Here is a 16,648-nt window from a genome sequence, read left to right as displayed (position 1 = left end):
AAGTAATAAAATTATAAAATTACTGCGGCATCGCCTTCCATTTTTGAAGAACAGATGTGTACAGATACATAAAGATAAAACCGAAAATCAAAATGATATAACTTAAATTAAGGTCCAACATTTTTACAAGGGTTTCACATTCACTATATTTTACTCTACTTGAAATTTCGCGGCAGTATTTCTCCTGATGCAGGGTGATTATAAAAACGATCAGAAGTACAAAAAGCACAAAACCATTCATAGAAATATTAATGAAAATAGAAGAAATGAGTTTCTTAACTTTTTTCATCATTAACATAGGAATCAACAAAATAAGTAGCCCGATAAAGAATACCAAATAGGAAACAAAAAATTCCTCACTTCCTCTCCCAACAGAAACGGAATACAAAACAGTAATCAGAATAACGGCTAAAAATAAAACTCCAGCACTTATTATACTGAATAAAAGCGATTTTAATCCTGTAATTCTAAAACTAAAGATAAACGTTGACAGGAAAAAAGCGATCCAAAGGTAAATATGAATATTTTCTGAGAAAAAATCTGTTGATTTTACAATATCCACATTTCCAAGGAAGTATCTCAGATCCTCTGTTCTATAGTAATAATCAGTAAGATTATCTCTGAAATAATCGGTAGGAGAAAGCTGATTGTTTATATCCGGATTAAATTCCTTTATCGTCACAGCATCTTTTTTTGCAGCTCCGTCGACACTTGCAGCCGTAGAATCTATTGTTGCGGTTGCGGTTTCTTCAATGTAGCTGTAGTCGTTATCATCTCCGTTTCTAAGAGGATCATATTGTTCATTCGCATTATTTTTATACTTTTTAATAAAATAATGAACTTCAAAATTTTCAGGAGCATAGACCATTTTTGCCCATCCTTTTGCATCAATATTGTTCTGAATTCCGAATTTTTTTGAAATTTTAAGAAAATTATTCATTAATTTTTCAATTTCTGCCGGATCCTTTTTATTTAATAAATCTGTTGTGATTTTATTGATCTCAAATTTTTCTTTTTTGAAAGATTCTTTATCATCATTAATATAGTCATCATTGTAATGATTTCTTCTTAAATATCCCTTTTCTGTAAGATCATTCTTATAAAATAGAGTTGAAAAATTATAATAAGATAACCCTGTCGTTTTAATATACGGAGATACGTCTACGACATCCTTTTTAAAATAATACGTTTTAGAATTATCTTTGGTTTCATCATAGGCAAGATCGTGTTCAGACTCATTATCGGGGAATAAATAATCACCATATTTATCTTTTTGATAAACTGTTTTTGAATATAATGTATTGTACTGATAGACTCTGTCATAATAAACAAAATACTTCTGATTGCGGTTTATTTTTTCAATATCTGTTTCACAATACAAGTTGGAAAACTGAGGAAATGTTTTGTTATCGAGTGTATAATTTTCTAATTCCTGAGAAAAGAAGGGATATACTTTGTTGATCAACGCTACATTTTCTGCCATTTCTTTATCGGGATATTTATTTTTAATAAACATTTTAAAACCCGTCATATAAGAAAAAAAGAATGTTGTAGATGCAAAAATAATGACAAAATATTGAAGAAACTGTAAAAATAATTTCCCTCTGGAAAAAGGATAAAAGTTCTTGAAAGCATTATTTTTAAACATCAAAATCAGCCAACCTACGATCATCAGAACGGAGATAATCAAATGAATAAAGATCATTCCTCCTTCAAAATAATCGTCTCTTACGTCAAACTTCTGAAGAGCAACCGGATCTGCGTGTGAAATATAACCAATGATGAAAAATAAAATATGAATAATGACACTCGCCAAAAGCATCCATACAATTTTTGTGTTCCAAATCGTAGGATATTTTTCTAGTAAATATTGATTGAATTTATATATTTTTTGCATTTTGTTCGAATTAAAGAAAATTTTTAACTTACAAAGAATCTTCTCGTTGAAGATGAAATATTACGGATGTAAATGATGTTTGTTTTCGCATTTCCCAAAGCAGCCATCACATAAGAAAACGCTGTGTCTGCGGAGAAATAAGCAACATAAACACCTCCGTTGAAATTCAGTTTTTCAAGATTAAAGCTTTCAAAAACTTTCAATAATTCTTCTCTTGAACTCGATGTGTCGATTTCTATAATTAAACCGTCGTTTTCTTCATTTTTTAGCTCAGAATTATCTTTGTATTGTCCGTTTTTCAGGAAAATCACTTTATCCGAGACTTTTTCTACTTCGTATAATTGCTGCGAACTCAAAATCAACGCAATCGGATTATTCACAGAATTTGCAATAGATTTCAGATCTTCCAAAATCACCTGTTGTGCCAAAACATCAAGATTTGCCAAAGGTTCATCCAATAATAAAATTTCGGGTTTTCTAAGAAGAGTTCTTGCCAGTTCAAAACGCATTTTGTAGCCGGAAGAAAGTTCGTTCCATTTCAGGTGTTTGTAATTCCAAAGTCCGAGACGGGCGATCATCAGTAGTGTTCTTGTTTCGTTTTCTTCCGCTTTTACACCATAATTTGAAAGGACAAATTTTAAATTATCCTTTAAACTTCCGTACCATTTTGCGGTTCGTTGCGGAATATAGATCAGTTTTGTACGAAGCTCATACTCATTTTTCGGCTCTTCATTAAAGGAATAATGCAAATCGCCTTCATTATAAGAAATTTCTTTAGCCAAAATTCTAAGAAGCGTAGTTTTCCCGTTTCCGTTCTCTCCTACCAATCCGTAAACCTGTCCTTTATTAATTTCCATCGAAACCGGACCCAATGAAAAACGATTGCTTCCGTAAGATTTTAGAATATTTTTTGCCCGAAGTACCGATTTTTCCAAAGAATGTTCCTTTACCGGAATTTTCTCGATTTTTTGAAGCAGATTTTTTGATTTCTCTATAAGTTCGTCGGTGTAAGTCGGGAATTGTTCTTTCCAGTCGGTCAACTCTATAGCTTCTTTATAAATCTCCATATTCTGAGTATCCATGGTACAATCAAGTAACTTTCTGAAACCTAAAACGGTATCTTTGTTGTCGAAAAAATGATATACCTCACCGATTCTCTGTTGATGTTTCGTCATTTGGCTTTTAAAAATTAATTATTAGTTTTTAAAGATATACATTTTGAGTGGTTTCAAATTTATTTTAACAAAAATGGATGCAAATTTTTCTTACATTTAGCTCGAATTATCCATCACAAAAAATGCTCAATAAAACAATTTTCTCCCTCCTGATTTTCATCTCGATTTCTATTGTTAAAGCACAGGAAATCATTCCGTTCAGAATTACAAAACATAATAACATTATTGTTAAAGCTTTAGTAAATGATAAAGATTCTCTTCATCTGATGTTCCAGATTGCGATGGAAGAGGCATCAATTTCTCCCGAAAGAACCAGAAAAGCAGATCATATTATTTTTAAAGATGAAATAAGTGATGGCAACACTATAAAAATTGGAAATAAAAAGTACGAAAACATCCGTTTTTTTGACAATGAATTGACTGGTCATGAAGCCGACGGAAAAATCGGAACCGGAATTTTTAAAGACAAATATTTTAAGATCGATTACAACAACAATCAGTTTGTTTCTTATGATAAAGAACCTGATCTAAAGGATTATCAGCCGATGAATCTTTACGTAAAAAACGGACAGTTCTACATCGTTGCAGATAACGTGGTTGAAGACAAACAGCAGGAAGCTTATTTTCTTCTGCAATCGGGTTATTCAGGAGGTTTGTTGTACAGTAATGAATTCGCAGAAGCCAATGATTTGAATGAAAAGCTAAAAATTACAGGCGAAAAATCAATGAAAAATTCTGCCGGACAAATCATCACAACGAAACAAGGAGTTTTACCTTTTTTAAAGCTTGGAAATATTGTCCTAAAAAATATCTCCGCCGGATTTTTTACAGGTGACCTCAAAACTCAGCACGCAAATTATTTTGCAGCTGATGTTATGCGCAGATTCAACTGGATTTTTGACAAAGACAGAAAGGTGGTTTATATTAAGCCTAGTAAATATTTTAATGAACCTTATTATAAGATTAATTAACCCATTCCTGACATCATCATCGACATAAAATAATTGGCACAATGTATTGAATTCATTAACAATATTCCTTTATGCGGAAGGTTTTCAAAAATATCGGATGTTGTAAGATTATATTCGTAATTCATTGAAAACCATTTCAAATCTGGTTTCATAATTAAAAGTTCGCTTCCATTTTGATCCGTCAGTACAAATGATTCTTTAAAAATACCTCTATATTTAAAAATATAATCCTCCTCAATATTGTCAAAATAAGTATGAATTACGATATCTCCATTCCAATTCATGGTGAATTTCATCAAGACATTTCCTCCATCTTTGAGCTCGACTGTTGTTCCCCAAAAACCTTTCGGCTCAATCTGATATTTTGAATTTAAAATTTCAATTTCCGCACTGAACTTAAACCAACTTTTATACGCAAGTTTCCCTATTAATTTATCATTTTTTGTTAATTCAAAAGATAAACTGCTATCTGATTTTGCCTGATATTCTGCCATGATTGTATTGTTTTACTAATTTCTAAATTATACAATTTTTATCATCCAGCAACTTAATTTTTGATGCATTACATTTGAAATTAATTATTTCATAAATTTGTTTAAAACAAAAAGAGATGGAATCTGTTACATTAAAAAACATCAATGAAATTCTGAAAGATGCACCTGAAAACATTTTGGAGCGGGTTTTGGGCTATATTGAAGGAATTCTTCAAGAGGAAAAAAGCAATTTCAAGCTATCAGAAGAACAAATAGAAAGTCTTCAAAAAATAAAAAAAAGATCTTACGATCAACCTATCGAAATTGAAACTTTTCTTGATGAAATGAGTTCAAAATATGGCATTTAATTACAACTTCGAATCAATCACAATATAATTTTTAAAATGAAATCCATAATCCTGATTTACCAGTTGAAATGAATTTACATTAGTTTTTACATATTCGCTTTTATTCGGACTTCCTGTAAATTTCCCTGACTCATATCCTAAAACAACAACTATTTTTCCGACATAGTTTTTATTCATTTCTGCAATTTTATCGGAACTTAAACCATTTTCAACTTCTTTTTCGTAAAGTAATTCGTACAGCGCAAAATTGTTTGTAGGAAATTCTCTTGATTCATCTACAAATTCCATAATTACAGGTTTTTCAAGAGATTTATCATTGATTTCTTTAATTTTTATTAAATATTGCCCTTGAAGAGCTTTTAAATTTAAACTGGCTCCGTCAATAATCTCAACCTTCATTTTTACAATAGTTCCAAAAGGGAAATCCAAATTCTCTTTAATTAAAAGAGAATTTTCAGTTTGATTTTGCCCAAAAAATATGGTCGAAATCAATACGAAAAGAAAAATTAGGATAGTTTTAATAGGTTTTTGCACAGATTTTTGTTTAATTAATTCAATTCTTTTTCTAAGTTTTTCAAATACTGCAACCATGCACTTGAACATCCGCCATAACACTCAAATTGTGGCGTCAAACCGTCGTGAGTGAAAACTACTTTTGTTTTGTCATTTTCTTTAAATGTTTCAAAACGTATTTTAGTTCCAGTCCATTCGTCTGTTTTTTTTGAAAACGTCAGATTGCTGTCTATAACTTCCCAAACTATCTTTTCATTTGGAATTAATTCTACTAATTTTTGTACGGAATGATGAGCTCCATTTCCTGCAGTAAAGGTAAATTCATCGTTTAATTTTTCAGAATTTCCGGTTATGATTTCGTTATGCAAACCGATCCACCATTTTTTAGGATCAATTAAAATATTGAAAACTTCTTCCGGAGATTTTGAAGTTGTGAAGGAGTATGAAAAATTTTGTGTTGACATGTTTTAATCAGATTTTTCAAATTCAAATAATTTTCTAAGAGTATCTCTATCAGCGACGATATTAAAAGTTATCGTATTACCATATTCATGATAACCAAAAATATATTCAATATCTTTATCTATAATTTTCACACCATCAAATTTTTGAATATTTTCTGGATTTTTTAATTCATTGAAATTAAATTTCTCTATAAAATTACTTAATTTGTCTTTATTAATTGAAACAAGTTTTACAAAAGGATCTGATTTATAATTTTTGTCAAAATCAACATCAATAGCAATCATTTTTGGAAAATGACCTCCTGCTTCTGTATAAAAGAATTTAAGTTTTCCACATTTTTTACATTTCCACAAATCGGAACCATTGAATGGGTACGATCCCAAAAATATTGTTGAATTATCATTAGATTTAAATTCAAGGTAACTTAAATATCCAAAGCTCCCATCAAAGACCCCAAAAATTTTCTCATAATCAGTTAAAATCTTATGATCACATTTAATGTTTTTTACCGGATATTCTTGAAAGAAAGCATTAATATTTTCTAAAGTAATTATCATAGGTTTAATTCAGTATAATTTGATGCATTTTTGAAAATTTGCTAAAACAGAATTAAACTTACATTTAATATTTCTAATTTCTACAAAATTTCTAAAAATCAACAAACAAAAAACCTCGTAAGAAAACTTACGAGGTTTAAAAATATATTTAAATCCGAAAATTACATCGTCTCCATTTTGAAACTCATGCTTTCGATAACTTTCAAGATTGCTTCTACCGTATCCATTGATGTTAAACAAGGAACACCGTTTTCCACACTCATTCTTCTGATCTGGAAACCGTCTCTTTCAGACTGTTTTCCTTTCGTCATGGTGTTGACAACATATTGTACTTTTCCTTTTTGAATCAAGTCGATTAAGTTTACGCTTTCTTCTCCTATTTTATATCCGATTTTACAAGGAATTCCTTGTTCTCCGAAGAATTTTGCAGTTCCTTCCGTTGCCCAGATTCTGAAACCAACCTCATGGAATCTCGCTGCTAAATCTGCCGCTTCCTGCTTGTGTTTATCAGCTACCGTGAACAAGATTGAACCATGCATCGGAACTTTTCTTCCTGCCGCGATTAATCCTTTGTAAAGTGCTTTTTCCAGTGTTGTGTCTTTCCCCATAACTTCTCCTGTAGACTTCATTTCTGGTCCTAGAGAGATGTCAACTTTCGTTAGTTTTGAGAATGAGAAGACAGGAACTTTTACGAAGACTCCTTCTTTTTTAGGAACCAATCCGTTTTTGTAGCCTAAATCTTTCAGTTTTTGACCTAAAATAGCTTTCGTTGCTAAGTTTGCCATCGGAACTTCCGTGATTTTAGATAAGAAAGGAACTGTTCTCGATGAACGCGGATTTACCTCGATTACGTAAACATTACCATCCAATAAAACATATTGAATATTCATTAATCCAATCACATTCAATCCTTTAGCTAATCTTTCGGTATAATCTACCAAAGTGTCGATTTCTGCCTGAGAAACATTCTGTGGCGGATACACTGCGATTGAATCTCCTGAGTGAACTCCGGCTCTTTCGATATGCTCCATAATCCCAGGAATAATTACCGTTTCGCCGTCGCAGATTGCATCTACTTCAACCTCTTTTCCGGTGATATAACGGTCAACTAAAACCGGCTGATCTGGACTTGCTTCTACCGCAAATTCCATGTAGTGAGAAAGTTCTGCTTCTGTGTAAACAATTTCCATTGCTCTCCCTCCCAACACGTAGCTTGGACGAACCAACACCGGATAACCGATTTCGTTGGCAATTTTTATCGCTTCTTCTTTTGAAGTTGAAGTTTTTCCTAAAGGTTGAGGAATCCCCATTTCCTGAAGGGCTTTTTCAAATTTATCTCTGTTTTCAGCTCTGTCTAGATCTTCCAGAGAAGTTCCTAAGATTTTCACTCCGTAACTTGCCAGTTTATCGGCTAAATTGATCGCTGTTTGTCCACCAAACTGAACGACAACTCCCATTGGTTTTTCAAGATCGATGATGTTCATTACGTCTTCTTCCGTTAAAGGTTCGAAGTATAATTTATCTGAAATCGAGAAGTCTGTAGAAACCGTTTCAGGGTTGTTGTTGATAATAATTGCTTCGTAACCCATTTCTTTGATCGCCCAAACCGAGTGAACTGTCGCGTAGTCAAACTCAACGCCCTGTCCGATTCTGATGGGTCCTGAACCTAAAACGATTACTTTTTGCTTATCCGAAACTACACTTTCGTTTTCTTCTTCGTAAGTTCCATAGAAATATGGTGTTTCAGATTCAAATTCTGCGGCGCAAGTGTCTACCATTTTGAAAACCGGTACTACTCCATTTTCTTTTCTGAAATTATAAACTTCACGCTGAGAAACTTCCCAAAGCTCTGCAATATGTACATCTGCAAAACCTAATTTTTTAGCCTGAATTAAAGTTTCTAAGTCAAATTTATTATTAGCAATTGTTGTTTCAAAATCAATTAACTTCTTGATTTTCCAGATGAAGAATTTATCAATCTTGCTCCATTCTACAATCTTTTCCCAATCGTACCCTCTTCTTAAAGCATCTCCGATAATGAATAATCTTTCGTCATCACAAACTCTGATTCTTCTTTCAATTTCTTCTTCAGTAAGCGCTTCAGCCTGTTTTTTCTTTAAACCTAAATGAGTAAGACCAGTTTCAAGAGAACGGATTGCTTTTTGTAAAGATTCCTCGAAATTTCTTCCGATTGCCATTACTTCACCCGTCGCTTTCATCTGTGTTGATAATCTTCTGTCCGCCGTTTCGAATTTATCGAACGGGAATCTCGGGAATTTTGTTACCACATAATCCAAAGCCGGCTCGAAACAAGCGTAAGTCTTTCCTGTAACCGGATTCATGATTTCATCTAACGTTAATCCTACCGCAATTTTAGCAGCAATTTTAGCAATCGGATAACCAGTTGCCTTACTTGCCAAAGCCGATGAACGAGAAACTCTCGGGTTAACCTCGATGATATAATATTCGAATGAATGGGGATCTAAAGCCAACTGTACGTTACATCCACCCTCAATTCCTAATGCTCTGATGATTTTTAAAGAAGCATTTCTCAACATCTGATATTCTCTGTCAGAAAGTGTCTGAGAAGGCGCTACAACGATCGAGTCACCTGTGTGAACTCCTACCGGATCTATATTTTCCATGTTACAAACCACAATCGCGTTGTCGTTTGCATCACGCATTACTTCGTATTCAATTTCTTTGAAACCTGCAATTGATCTTTCAATAAGACATTGCGTAACCGGGCTATATTTCAAACCTAATTCTGCAATTTCTTTCAATTCAGCTTCTGTTGCAGCGATTCCGCCTCCTGTTCCACCCATCGTAAAGGCAGGACGAACAATTACCGGATAACCGATTTCATTTGCGAAATCAATTGCTCCTTCTACTGTCGTTACGATATCAGATTCAGGAACCGGTTCGTTCAGTTCTCTCATCAATTCACGGAAAAGATCTCTGTCTTCCGCTCTGTTGATCGCAGAAAGCGTAGTTCCAAGAACCTCAACTTTACATTCTTCAAGAATTCCTGATTTTTCCAATTCTACCGCCATGTTCAACCCAGTTTGTCCACCAAGAGTCGGTAAAAGTGCATCGGGACGCTCTTTTCTGATGATGTGACTTACAAATTGAAGTGAAATCGGCTCGATATATACTTTATCAGCGATTTCAACATCCGTCATAATCGTTGCAGGATTTGAATTAATCAAAATTACCTTGTAGCCTTCTTCTCTCAAAGACAAACAAGCCTGCGTTCCTGCGTAATCAAACTCCGCCGCCTGACCGATGATAATTGGTCCGGAACCGATTACTAAAATTGTTTTTATATCTGTACGTTTTGCCATTTTCTAATTTAGATATGAGATGCTAGATGTCAGATTTCAGACTTCCAGCGTTTTGTTTTACTTTTTTAGATTAGATTTAAATGAGTAAATCATTCTTTGAATTTCATTTAGATTTGATATTAAACTGTTGACTTTTTCTGCATTTAATAAATTGAGCTCTCGAGTTAAAATTAATTGTGTCTGCAATTCAAAAGAGGAAGCATTTGCAATTCCAAGAAAATGGTAAAATTCTCTGTCGTTGTTTCTTCCAGCTCCTTCCGCAATATTTGATGGAATTGAAACTGCAGCTCTTTTAATTTGAGAAATCAAACCAAATTTTTCATCTTTCGGTAACTCAGCACAAATTGTATAAACCTCTTTCGCTAATTCTATTGACTTCTGCCAGAAAAGTAATTTCTCAAAATTATGCATAATAAAGTCTGTTATCTGATGTCTAATATCTTAAATCTTTTTTACTGATTCTTCTTATTCTTAAAATCTTCCATCAAGTGGATGAAGTCATCAAATAAGTAGTTCGCATCTTCTGGACCTGGACTAGCTTCCGGGTGATACTGAACTGAGAAACAAGGGTGAATCTTGTGTTTCAGACCTTCGTTTGTTCTGTCGTTTAATGCGATGTGTGTTTCAATTAAGTCTGTTCCTTTTAAACTTTCCTGATCAACCGCGTAACCGTGATTTTGAGAAGTTATTGCCACTTTGTTTTTTTCTAAATCTAAAACTGGGTGATTTCCTCCTCTGTGACCGAATTTTAGCTTGAACGTTTTTGCTCCACAAGCCAATCCGATTAATTGGTGTCCCAAACAGATTCCGAAGATTGGAACTTTTCCTAATAATCCACGGATCATTTCCAACGCATGTTGGTTGTCTTCCGGATCTCCAGGACCGTTTGACAACATGATTCCGTCCGGATCCATCAATAAAATTTCTTCCGCCGTTGTATCTTGTGAAACTACGATGATGTCACAGCTTCTTTGAGATAACTCTCTGATGATTCCTAATTTAGAACCAAAATCTACTAAAACAACTTTGAAACCTCTACCCGGATTCGCGTAAGGCGTTTTTGTAGAAACCTGCTCTACCTGATTGGTTGGGAAAGTTGTTGATTTTAATTCTGAAACTACTGACTCATCATCAGTATCAGCATTTACGATTTTTCCTTTCACGACTCCAGAGTTACGAAGAATTCTTGTCAGTCTTCTTGTATCGATTCCTGAAATTCCTGAAAGGTTTTTCTTTTTAAATAATTCATCTAAAGTAATCTGAGTACGGAAATTGGATGGTAAATCACAAACTTCTTTTACGATAAGACCTTTAATAGCCGGCTCGATACTCTCATAATCATCTCTATTAATCCCATAATTTCCGATAAGCGGATAGGTCATACAAACAATCTGACCGCAATAAGACGGGTCAGAAATCAGTTCCTGATATCCTGTCATTCCGGTATTGAAAACCACTTCTCCTGCAGTTTCCAATTCTGTTCCGAAACCTTCTCCATGAAACACTTCACCGGACTCCAGTATTAACTTTTTCTTCATTTTTTTATTTAGATTTTCTATTTTTATTAACAGGTCGCCCCTACGGGGCTGACATAATTTTTTGCCTTTATTATTATTTTCCAAGGGTTTCACCCATGGCTATTAACAGACCGATCCGATGGGGCTCAGATTATTTTATCTTTCATTTCTATTAATAGGTCGCCCTTTCAGGGCTCTACAACTTTTACTTTTATCTTGGCTCTTTTTTACTTAAAAGTATGTCCTTCTTTTTCTAAGGCTTCTTTAAGTATTGCCATTCTTGCGAAAACTCCGTTCTGCATTTGCTTGAAAACTCTTGAACGTTCGCATTCTACCAAGTCTGTATCTATTTCCACACCTCTGTTGATCGGCGCAGGATGCATGATAATCGCTTCTTTTTTCATTCCTTTTTCTCTTTCTTTCGTCAAACCATATTTTCTGTGGTAATCTGAAGCCGAGAAACTCATTTTTGCATCGTGTCTTTCGTGCTGGATTCTTAATAACATTAAAACATCCACTTCTTTAATCAATTCATCTACTGAAAGATAAGTTCCGTTAATTAAAGCGCCTTCATCAAACCATTGTTCTGGTCCTGAGAAATATACTTTTGCGCCCAATCTTCTTAAAGCTTCTGCATTTGAATTGGCAACTCGGCTGTGTTTTACATCTCCTACAATTCCTACTTTTAAGCCTTCAAATTTTCCAAATTCCTGATAAATCGTCAATAAATCCAGCATACATTGAGAGGGATGGTTTCCCGTTCCGTCTCCTCCGTTGATCACCGGAATGTTGATATTTTCTAATTCATCAAAATATCTGTCCTTTTTATCTCTTATCACGACAAGATTTACTCCTAAACTTTCAATCGTTTTTACGGTATCGTATAAACTTTCTCCTTTATTCACAGAACTGTTGGCTGCATCAAAAGGAACGACCTGCAATCCTAATTTTCTTTCGGCGATATCGAAGCTTGTTTTCGTTCTTGTGCTGTCTTCAAAAAAGAGATTTGAGCAAAAAACTTCTCCTTCAATTTTAGCAGTTTTTCCGTTGGCAAAAGCCAGTGCTTCTGTTACTATACTGTTGATTCTCTCGGTGCTTAGTTCTGTAATCGTAAACATATATCTTAATTTTTCACAAAAAAAAAGCGAAGAAAATATCTTCGCTTAAAATAAATAAATATCGTAAAGGGCGTCTACGCCCGGTAATTCTAATGATATAAATACTGTGTTATTCATTAGGTGCAAAGATATAACATTTCCGCGAATTGACAAAATCTAAATTCAGATTAAATTAAAAAATATTAATATCTCATTATTTTCATTTTTAAATACTATTTTTGTTAAAACCAACCCTTATTTATGGATTTAAAAGACAAAATGATTCTCAGTATCATTCAGGAAGACTCTACCTACTCTGTAAAAGAAATATCAGAAAAAATCGGTCTTACCTTTACTCCGACCTATGAACGTATCAAACAACTGGAGAAGCAAGGAATTATTGAGAAATATGTAGGTCTTTTAAACCGTGAAAAATTAGGCTTAAATATTGTCGTTTACTGCAACGTCCGCCTTAAAGAACAATCTAAAAAAGTGTTGGAAACTTTCGAGAAAAATATCATGCAACACGATGAAGTTCAGGAAATTATCAGTCTTTCCGGCGAATATGATTATATGCTGAAAATCATTGCAAAAGATATTAATTCTTATAATGACTTTACGGTGAATGTGATTTCAAATATTCCTAATATCGGACAATATCACAGTTCTATTGTGCTTCATGAGGTGAAAAAATCGACTAAATTTAAGATTGATTTGGGGTAAAAATATTAATAAATTAAAAAGATGCTTCGACTTCGCTCAACATGACATTTCTAATACTAAACGTTATTTTGTAGCGCTGTCATGCTGAGCGAAGTCGAAGCATTATATAAAGTTTTAATCAGCAGTAAATCAACCCAATAATTTGTTTTTCAATTTATTAAACTGATATTCTATCTTATCTAAACAAAGATTCCCAATACTTCCCTGATGAGTATGATTTAGGTTTTTTATCTCAAAATCAAACTCATTATTTTCAATCTCCTGCCCTACTTTTACATACGCATCACGGAATGAACTTCCATTTTTCACCTCTTCGTTGATTTTCTCCACACTGAAAAGATACTTGTATTTTTCATCTTCCAAAATCTCATCTTTCACTTGGATATTCGGTAACGTATAGCTTAAAATTTCAAGACATTCTTTCAATGAATCAATTGCAGGGAAAAGAATTTCCTTCGTCAACTGCATATCTCTGTGATAGCCTGAAGGAAGATTATTCGTCAACAAAATAAACTCATTAGGCAACGACTGAATTCTGTTGCAACGTGCACGAACCAATTCGAAAATATCCGGATTTTTCTTGTGAGGCATAATGCTGCTTCCTGTTGTAAACTCTTTCGGAAAGCTTATAAAATCGAAGTTCTGACTTAAATATAAACAAACATCATACGCAAATTTTCCCAATGTTCCCGCCAAAGTTGCCATTGCCATCGACAACATTTTCTCTGACTTTCCGCGTGTCATTTGAGCGTAAACCGAATTATAATTCATCGATTGAAAACCTAAATTATACGTCGTACTCTCACGATCAATCGGAAAAGATGAGCCATAACCCGCCGCTGAACCAAGGGGATTTTTATTAATGATATTTTTAACCGAGAAAAGCATTTCAACATCATCTAACAAGGCTTCTGCATACGCTCCAAACCATAATCCAAACGATGAAGGCATGGCGATTTGTAAATGCGTATATCCCGGAAGCAGAACGTTTTTATGTTGTTCCGCCAGTTTAATTAAGATTTGAAAAAACTCATCCGTTAAAGACGTAATTTCACGGATTTCATCCACCAAATACAATTTTATATCCAACAAAACCTGATCATTTCTTGATCTTGCCGTGTGAATTTTCTTTCCTGTATCTCCTAATTTCTCAATTAAAATAGATTCAATCTGCGAATGAATATCTTCCGCACTTTTATCGATTTCAAAAGCTCCGTTTTCGATATCATTTAAAATTTCTTCCAAAACAGACAACATCTGCTTTGATTCTTCATTGGAGATAATTCCAACTTCTGCCAACATTTTACAGTGCGCCATCGAACCTTTAACATCGTATTTTGCCAAACGCTCATCAAAATCAAGATCTTTCCCGACTGTAAATTTATTGACTAATATATTGGTGGCATTATCGTCTTTTTGCCATATTTTTTTCATAAAATTTAATTTTTTGTTGGAAGATGGAAGCTTGGTGCTGGAAGTTTATTACCAACTGCTTTATCTTCATTTTATTTTAACTAAAATCATATCATTATAACAAAGATGGAATCCTTTTTAAGTAATTCTTAACTCTGTCTTTTTAGTTTCAAGTTATATTCAGAATAACATAATTATTTATTTTGAAAACTAAAGTTGAATGACAAACTACATAAACCTCCATCCTCCCTCTTCCAGCTTCCAACCTATAAAACCGTCTCTAAAATCTTAATATAAATCTCAATTCCTTCTTCTATTTCTTTTATATAGATGTATTCATCCGCGGTGTGAGAACGTGTGCTGTCGCCGGGACCGAGTTTCACCGATGTACAAGGAATAATTGCCTGATCGGATGAAGTTGGCGAACCGTAAGTTGTCCTCCCGATTTCCAAACCTGCCTGTACAAAAGGATGATCCATTTCGATTTTTGAAGAATTTAATCTGAAAGACCTCGCTGTCAAAGTTGATTTCATCTGCGATTGAATGATCTCAAATGCTTCTTGATTAGAATATTCATCCGTAACTCTTACATCCAACGTAAATTGGCACGATTCAGGAACAACATTATGCTGAACTCCCGCATGAATTCCCGACAAGGTAATTTTAACTTCCCCTAAATAATCCGAAACTTTGGGAAATTTAAAGCTTAAAATTTGCTGCAAATCTTCCAAACATTTCACAATCGAATTATCGTTGTTCGGATGAGCAGCGTGAGAAGGAGTGCCCTTCATTTCCCCGTCGATAACCAATAATCCTTTTTCTGCAATCGCCAAATTCATCTGCGTCGGTTCTCCCACAATGGCGAGCTCGATATTGGGTAATTGGGGAAATAAAGCTTCAATTCCGTCAAAACCTGAAATCTCCTCCTCCGCTGTCAAAGCAATAATTACATTGTATTTTAAATCTTCTTTATCATAAAAATGCAAAAAAACCTGCGCCATCGAAACCAAAGAAGCTCCTGCATCGTTGCTTCCCAATCCGAATAACTTTCCGTCTTTTTCAATTGCTAAAAACGGATCCAAAGTATAGGCTTTATTCGGTTTTACGGTGTCGTGATGAGTATTCAGCAAAATTGACGGTTTGAAAACATCAAAATTTTTGTTCACTGCCCAAATGTTATTTTTAAAACGTTTTGTCGGAATATTGTTTTTTTTGAAAAAATTTTCAATCTCCACAGACGTATTAAATTCATCTTTGCTGAATGACGGAATCTCAATCAGTTTTTTCAACAAATCCACCGCGTTCTTTAGTAATTCTTCTTTACTATAAACAGATTTCAGTTCCTGCATGATGGTTTTCTATATGGTTTTTCAATTCGGTTTCTTTTATTAAGAATACCTTATTTACATTATTTTTTATCGCTCCAAGAGCATTTTCCAGTTTTGGTAAAATTCCTTTGTGAAGTTTTCCTTCATTTTTTAAGATTGAAAATTCTTCTTCGGAAATATTTTTGATAACAGATTCAGGGTTTTCGATATCTTCCAACACTCCTTCTTTGTCAAAACAATACAATAATTCAACATCATATTTTGAAGACAAAGCCTGCGCAATGACCGAAGCAATCGTGTCAGCATTGGTATTGAAAAGATTCCCTTTTTTGTCGTGGGTAATTGCAGAAAAAACAGGAACGAGATTAAGTTTAATCAATTTTGAAATCAATTTTTTATTCACGCTTTTCTTCTCAATATCTCCTACAAATCCGAAATCTATTTCGGCATCTTCTCTTTTTGTAGCCTTAATTAAATTCGCATCAGCTCCTGAAAAACCTATTGCCTTACACTTTTTCTGCTGAAGTTTTGCCACAATATTTTTATTGATTCCTCCTGCATACACCATCGCCACAATATCCAATGTATCTTTATCCGTGATTCTTCGTCCGTTGATCATTTTTTGTTCAACGCCTAATTTATCAGCCAAAATTGTTGCTAATTTTCCGCCGCCATGAACAAGAATCTTCCTTTCCTTGATTTCAGAAAACTGCCCCAGAAATTCGTTCAATAATTCTTCATCATCGATTAATGCGCCTCCTATTTTTATGATGTATATTTTTTCTTTCATTGCAAAACTTTTTGAGA

General features: G+C 33.8%; 16 protein-coding genes. 3 read left to right on the top strand and 13 right to left on the bottom strand.

Going from position 1 to position 16,648, the window contains the following annotated elements:
- Positions 1 to 19: 19 nt before the first annotated feature.
- The gene (locus J3D55_RS10230; RefSeq protein WP_259130827.1) at positions 20 to 1,897 is read right to left on the bottom strand and encodes a hypothetical protein; all 1,878 of its coding nucleotides are present in this window, start codon (positions 1,895 to 1,897) and stop codon (positions 20 to 22) included.
- A gap of 23 nt (positions 1,898 to 1,920) precedes the next feature.
- Positions 1,921 to 3,072, bottom strand: coding sequence for an ABC transporter ATP-binding protein (locus tag J3D55_RS10225; RefSeq protein WP_259130826.1), 1,152 nt, complete (start codon positions 3,070 to 3,072; stop codon positions 1,921 to 1,923).
- Between the two features lie 122 nt (positions 3,073 to 3,194).
- On the opposite strand from J3D55_RS10225, the gene J3D55_RS10220 reads away from it, so the two are divergent.
- Positions 3,195 to 4,043, top strand: coding sequence for a hypothetical protein (locus tag J3D55_RS10220; protein WP_259130824.1), 849 nt, complete (start codon positions 3,195 to 3,197; stop codon positions 4,041 to 4,043).
- On the opposite strand, the gene J3D55_RS10215 is transcribed toward J3D55_RS10220, so the two are convergent.
- The gene (locus tag J3D55_RS10215; RefSeq protein WP_259130822.1) at positions 4,040 to 4,537 is read right to left on the bottom strand and encodes a hypothetical protein; all 498 of its coding nucleotides are present in this window, start codon (positions 4,535 to 4,537) and stop codon (positions 4,040 to 4,042) included. The genes J3D55_RS10220 and J3D55_RS10215 overlap by 4 nt on opposite strands.
- 116 nt (positions 4,538 to 4,653) lie before the next feature.
- Between J3D55_RS10215 and J3D55_RS10210 the strand changes: the two genes are divergently transcribed.
- Positions 4,654 to 4,884, top strand: coding sequence for a hypothetical protein (locus tag J3D55_RS10210; protein WP_259130820.1), 231 nt, complete (start codon positions 4,654 to 4,656; stop codon positions 4,882 to 4,884).
- Here J3D55_RS10210 and J3D55_RS10205 read toward each other — a convergent pair whose 3' ends face one another.
- The 7 genes from J3D55_RS10205 to J3D55_RS10175 form a co-directional block, all read right to left on the bottom strand.
- Positions 4,885 to 5,418: a hypothetical protein gene (locus J3D55_RS10205; RefSeq protein WP_259130818.1), complete on the bottom strand. Its 534-nt coding sequence runs from the start codon at positions 5,416 to 5,418 to the stop codon at positions 4,885 to 4,887.
- 14 nt (positions 5,419 to 5,432) lie between these two features.
- Positions 5,433 to 5,861: an SRPBCC family protein gene (locus J3D55_RS10200; RefSeq protein ID WP_259130816.1), complete on the bottom strand. Its 429-nt coding sequence runs from the start codon at positions 5,859 to 5,861 to the stop codon at positions 5,433 to 5,435.
- 3 nt (positions 5,862 to 5,864) lie between these two features.
- Positions 5,865 to 6,419 carry a hypothetical protein gene (locus J3D55_RS10195; protein ID WP_259130814.1) on the bottom strand — a complete coding sequence of 185 codons (555 nt, stop codon included), beginning with the start codon at positions 6,417 to 6,419 and terminating at the stop codon, positions 5,865 to 5,867.
- Positions 6,420 to 6,580: 161 nt separating this feature from the next.
- Positions 6,581 to 9,763, bottom strand: coding sequence for a carbamoyl-phosphate synthase large subunit (gene carB, locus J3D55_RS10190; protein ID WP_259130812.1), 3,183 nt, complete (start codon positions 9,761 to 9,763; stop codon positions 6,581 to 6,583).
- Positions 9,764 to 9,820: 57 nt separating this feature from the next.
- Entirely contained in the window at positions 9,821 to 10,174 is a 354-nt protein-coding gene (locus J3D55_RS10185; protein ID WP_259130810.1) for a four helix bundle protein, read from the bottom strand.
- A gap of 41 nt (positions 10,175 to 10,215) precedes the next feature.
- On the bottom strand, positions 10,216 to 11,301 hold the full coding sequence (locus tag J3D55_RS10180) for a carbamoyl phosphate synthase small subunit (RefSeq protein ID WP_259130808.1): 1,086 nt from the start codon (positions 11,299 to 11,301) through the stop codon (positions 10,216 to 10,218).
- 206 nt (positions 11,302 to 11,507) lie between these two features.
- Entirely contained in the window at positions 11,508 to 12,398 is an 891-nt protein-coding gene (locus J3D55_RS10175; RefSeq protein WP_259130806.1) for an aspartate carbamoyltransferase catalytic subunit, read from the bottom strand.
- A gap of 240 nt (positions 12,399 to 12,638) precedes the next feature.
- On the opposite strand from J3D55_RS10175, the gene J3D55_RS10170 reads away from it, so the two are divergent.
- Positions 12,639 to 13,100, top strand: coding sequence for an Lrp/AsnC family transcriptional regulator (locus tag J3D55_RS10170; RefSeq protein WP_081986772.1), 462 nt, complete (start codon positions 12,639 to 12,641; stop codon positions 13,098 to 13,100).
- Positions 13,101 to 13,229: 129 nt separating this feature from the next.
- On the opposite strand, the gene argH is transcribed toward J3D55_RS10170, so the two are convergent.
- The 3 genes from argH to argB form a co-directional block, all read right to left on the bottom strand.
- On the bottom strand, positions 13,230 to 14,534 hold the full coding sequence (gene argH / locus J3D55_RS10165) for an argininosuccinate lyase (protein ID WP_259130802.1): 1,305 nt from the start codon (positions 14,532 to 14,534) through the stop codon (positions 13,230 to 13,232).
- A gap of 245 nt (positions 14,535 to 14,779) precedes the next feature.
- Positions 14,780 to 15,862 carry a M20 family metallo-hydrolase gene (locus tag J3D55_RS10160; protein WP_259130800.1) on the bottom strand — a complete coding sequence of 361 codons (1,083 nt, stop codon included), beginning with the start codon at positions 15,860 to 15,862 and terminating at the stop codon, positions 14,780 to 14,782.
- Entirely contained in the window at positions 15,837 to 16,631 is a 795-nt protein-coding gene (gene argB, locus J3D55_RS10155) for an acetylglutamate kinase (RefSeq protein ID WP_259130798.1), read from the bottom strand. The genes J3D55_RS10160 and argB overlap by 26 nt, the downstream gene beginning before the upstream one ends.
- Positions 16,632 to 16,648 lie beyond the last annotated feature (17 nt).

Origin of the sequence: Chryseobacterium ginsenosidimutans (assembly GCF_024807225.1) — a bacterium.
Classification (GTDB): Bacteria; Bacteroidota; Bacteroidia; order Flavobacteriales; family Weeksellaceae; genus Chryseobacterium; species Chryseobacterium ginsenosidimutans.
Note: the sequence above shows the minus strand (reverse complement) of the source record. Positions and strands in the feature narration are given on the sequence as shown.

Excerpts from the sequence above, each read along its gene's own strand:
- J3D55_RS10230 (WP_259130827.1), bottom strand. The coding sequence starts at position 1,897 with ATGCAAAAAATATATAAATTCAATCAATATTTACTAGAAAAATATCCT.
- J3D55_RS10225 (WP_259130826.1), bottom strand. The coding sequence starts at position 3,072 with ATGACGAAACATCAACAGAGAATCGGTGAGGTATATCATTTTTTCGAC.
- J3D55_RS10220 (WP_259130824.1), top strand. The coding sequence starts at position 3,195 with ATGCTCAATAAAACAATTTTCTCCCTCCTGATTTTCATCTCGATTTCT.
- J3D55_RS10215 (WP_259130822.1), bottom strand. The coding sequence starts at position 4,537 with ATGGCAGAATATCAGGCAAAATCAGATAGCAGTTTATCTTTTGAATTA.
- J3D55_RS10210 (WP_259130820.1), top strand. The coding sequence starts at position 4,654 with ATGGAATCTGTTACATTAAAAAACATCAATGAAATTCTGAAAGATGCA.
- J3D55_RS10200 (WP_259130816.1), bottom strand. The coding sequence starts at position 5,861 with ATGTCAACACAAAATTTTTCATACTCCTTCACAACTTCAAAATCTCCG.
- J3D55_RS10195 (WP_259130814.1), bottom strand. The coding sequence starts at position 6,419 with ATGATAATTACTTTAGAAAATATTAATGCTTTCTTTCAAGAATATCCG.
- carB (WP_259130812.1), bottom strand. The coding sequence starts at position 9,763 with ATGGCAAAACGTACAGATATAAAAACAATTTTAGTAATCGGTTCCGGA.
- J3D55_RS10185 (WP_259130810.1), bottom strand. The coding sequence starts at position 10,174 with ATGCATAATTTTGAGAAATTACTTTTCTGGCAGAAGTCAATAGAATTA.
- J3D55_RS10180 (WP_259130808.1), bottom strand. The coding sequence starts at position 11,301 with ATGAAGAAAAAGTTAATACTGGAGTCCGGTGAAGTGTTTCATGGAGAA.
- J3D55_RS10175 (WP_259130806.1), bottom strand. The coding sequence starts at position 12,398 with ATGTTTACGATTACAGAACTAAGCACCGAGAGAATCAACAGTATAGTA.
- J3D55_RS10170 (WP_081986772.1), top strand. The coding sequence starts at position 12,639 with ATGGATTTAAAAGACAAAATGATTCTCAGTATCATTCAGGAAGACTCT.
- argH (WP_259130802.1), bottom strand. The coding sequence starts at position 14,534 with ATGAAAAAAATATGGCAAAAAGACGATAATGCCACCAATATATTAGTC.
- J3D55_RS10160 (WP_259130800.1), bottom strand. The coding sequence starts at position 15,862 with ATGCAGGAACTGAAATCTGTTTATAGTAAAGAAGAATTACTAAAGAAC.
- argB (WP_259130798.1), bottom strand. The coding sequence starts at position 16,631 with ATGAAAGAAAAAATATACATCATAAAAATAGGAGGCGCATTAATCGAT.